This is a genomic window from Rubellimicrobium rubrum (assembly GCF_006152115.1).
In the GTDB taxonomy this organism is placed as follows: domain Bacteria; phylum Pseudomonadota; class Alphaproteobacteria; order Rhodobacterales; family Rhodobacteraceae; genus Rubellimicrobium; species Rubellimicrobium rubrum.
The window spans coordinates 2,501-5,426 of the sequence record NZ_VDFU01000066.1; the positions used below are offsets into that span (position 1 = coordinate 2,501).

2 rRNA genes (1 of these 2 only partly in view) are annotated in these 2,926 nt (G+C 57.4%); both read left to right on the top strand.

Going from position 1 to position 2,926, the window contains the following annotated elements:
• Nucleotides 1–2,648 (top strand): 23S ribosomal RNA (locus FHG66_RS20980) (it extends 188 nt beyond the left edge of the window).
• Between the two features lie 110 nt (nt 2,649–2,758).
• Nucleotides 2,759–2,875: ribosomal RNA gene (rrf, locus tag FHG66_RS20985) — 5S ribosomal RNA — on the top strand.
• Nucleotides 2,876–2,926: the final 51 nt, after the last annotated feature.

The following is a 2,926-nucleotide window of genomic DNA, read 5'->3' on the forward strand; positions in this document are numbered from 1 at the left end:
ATCTTGAGACTGAACACATAGGTCACAAGAAGCGAACCCGGGGAACTGAAACATCTCAGTACCTGGAGGAAAGGACATCAATATGAGACTCCGCTAGTAGTGGCGAGCGAACGCGGACCAGCCGAGCCAGGAGAGTGACCAGAACCGTTTGGGAAGACGGGCCGGAGCGGGTGACAGCCCCGTATGGGAAGCTCGAATGGACGTATTAAGTAGGGCGGGACACGTGAAATCCTGTCTGAAGATCGGGGGACCACCCTCGAAGGCTAAGTACTCCTTGCTGACCGATAGCGAACCAGTACCGTGAGGGAAAGGTGAAAAGCACCCCGACGAGGGGAGTGAAACAGTTCCTGAAACCGGACGCCTACAAGCAGTCGGAGCCTCCTTGAGGGGTGACGGCGTACCTTTTGTATAATGGGTCATCGACTTGGTCTCACGAGCAAGCTTAAGCCGATAGGTGGAGGCGGAGCGAAAGCGAGTCTTAATAGGGCGTTTTAGTTCGTGGGATCAGACCCGAAACCGAGTGATCTAGCCATGGCCAGGCTGAAGGCTGGGTAACACCAGCTGGAGGGCCGAACCCACACCTGTTGAAAAAGGTCGGGATGAGCTGTGGCTAGGGGTGAAAGGCTAATCAAACTCGGAGATAGCTGGTTCTCTGCGAAATCTATTTAGGTAGAGCGTCAGACGAATGCCCTCGGGGGTAGAGCACTGGATGGGTGATGGGGTCCCACAGACTTACTGAGCCTAACCAAACTCCGAATACCGAGGAGCACTATCTGGCAGACACACATCGGGTGCTAACGTCCGGTGTGAAGAGGGAAACAACCCTGACCTACAGCTAAGGCCCCCAATTCACGGCTAAGTGGGAAAGCAGGTGGGACGACCAAAACAACCAGGAGGTTGGCTTAGAAGCAGCCATCCTTTAAAGATAGCGTAACAGCTCACTGGTCTAGATAAGTTGTCCTGCGGCGAAGATGTAACGGGGCTCAAGCCGTGAGCCGAAGCTTAGGGTGCATCGCAAGATGCGCGGTAGCAGAGCGTGGTGTGACATGACGCCAGTCCTCTTGTGCGACGCAGGTCGCAGGGGAGGATGGGTGTCTTCGATGAAGCTGGGGCGTGAGCCATCCGGTGGAGAGATCACCAGTGAGAATGATGACATGAGTAGCGACAAAGGGGGTGAGAGACCCCCTCGCCGAAAGTCCAAGGGTTCCTGCTTAAAGCTAATCTGAGCAGGGTGAGCCGACCCCTAAGGCGAGGCCGAAAGGCGTAGTCGATGGGAACCGGGTTAATATTCCCGGGCCAGGAGGATGTGACGGATCGCAGAGCTCGTTTGCCCTTATCGGATTGGGCAGGCTGGTGAGCGGTTCCTGGAAATAGCCCTCCGTGAGATCGTACCCTAAACCGACACAGGTGGACTGGTAGAGAATACCAAGGCGCTTGAGAGAACGATGTTGAAGGAACTCGGCAAAATACCTCCGTAAGTTCGCGAGAAGGAGGCCCTGTCCTTGGGCAACCAGGGGTGGGGGGCACAAACCAGGGGGTGGCGACTGTTTACTAAAAACACAGGGCTGTGCGAAGCCGCAAGGCGACGTATACAGTCTGACGCCTGCCCGGTGCTGGAAGGTTAAAGGGAGGGGTGCAAGCTCCGAACTGAAGCCCCAGTAAACGGCGGCCGTAACTATAACGGTCCTAAGGTAGCGAAATTCCTTGTCGGGTAAGTTCCGACCTGCACGAATGGCGTAACGACTTCCCCGCTGTCTCCAACATCGACTCAGCGAAATTGAATTGCCCGTGAAGATGCGGGCTTCCCGCGGTTAGACGGAAAGACCCCATGCACCTTTACTCCAGCTTCGCACTGGCATCAGGATTGCGATGTGCAGGATAGGCGGTAGGCTTTGAAGCGGGGACGCCAGTTCCCGTGGAGCCGTCCTTGAGATACCGCCCTTCGCCATCTTGATGTCTAACCGCGGTCCGTTATCCGGATCCGGAACCCTGCGTGGTGGGGAGTTTGACTGGGGCGGTCGCCTCCCAAATCGTAACGGAGGCGCGCGAAGGTTGGCTCAGGGCGGTCGGAAATCGCCCGTTGAGTGCAATGGCATAAGCCAGCCTGACTGCGAGACTGACACGTCGAGCAGAGTCGAAAGACGGCCATAGTGATCCGGTGGTCCCACGTGGGAGGGCCATCGCTCAACGAATAAAAGGTACGCTGGGGATAACAGGCTGATACTGCCCAAGAGTCCATATCGACGGCAGTGTTTGGCACCTCGATGTCGGCTCATCTCATCCTGGGGCTGGAGCAGGTCCCAAGGGTATGGCTGTTCGCCATTTAAAGAGGTACGTGAGCTGGGTTTAGAACGTCGTGAGACAGTTCGGTCCCTATCTTCCGTGGGTGCAGGAGACTTGAGAGGAGTTGCCCCTAGTACGAGAGGACCGGGGTGAACGTTCCACTGGTGGACCGGTTGTTGCGCCAGCAGCAGTGCCGGGTGGCTATGAACGGACAGGATAACCGCTGAAGGCATCTAAGCGGGAAGCCCCCCTCAAAACCAGGTCTCCCTGAGGACCGTGGCAGACCACCACGTCGATAGGCCGGGGATGCACGCGCAGCAATGCGCTCAGTTGACCGGTACTAATCGTCCGATAGGCTTGATCCGATCCAGTGACGGGCAGGGCTGAACGCCCCCACCGTCCCCGGACGACGAAGTCATGCACAATCCAACACGTGATGCTTGGCTTGGAACCTGATGTTGGGGCCCTGATCCGGTCTGGTGGCCATAGGCTGCGCGATACACCCGATCCCATCCCGAACTCGGCCGTTAAGCGCGCCGCCGCTGATGGTACTGCGTCGTCATAGACGTGGGAGAGTAAGTCACCGCCAGACCTGACCAGGACCCCCCCTCTTTCCTCACACAACACCCTCACCGCGGGGTGG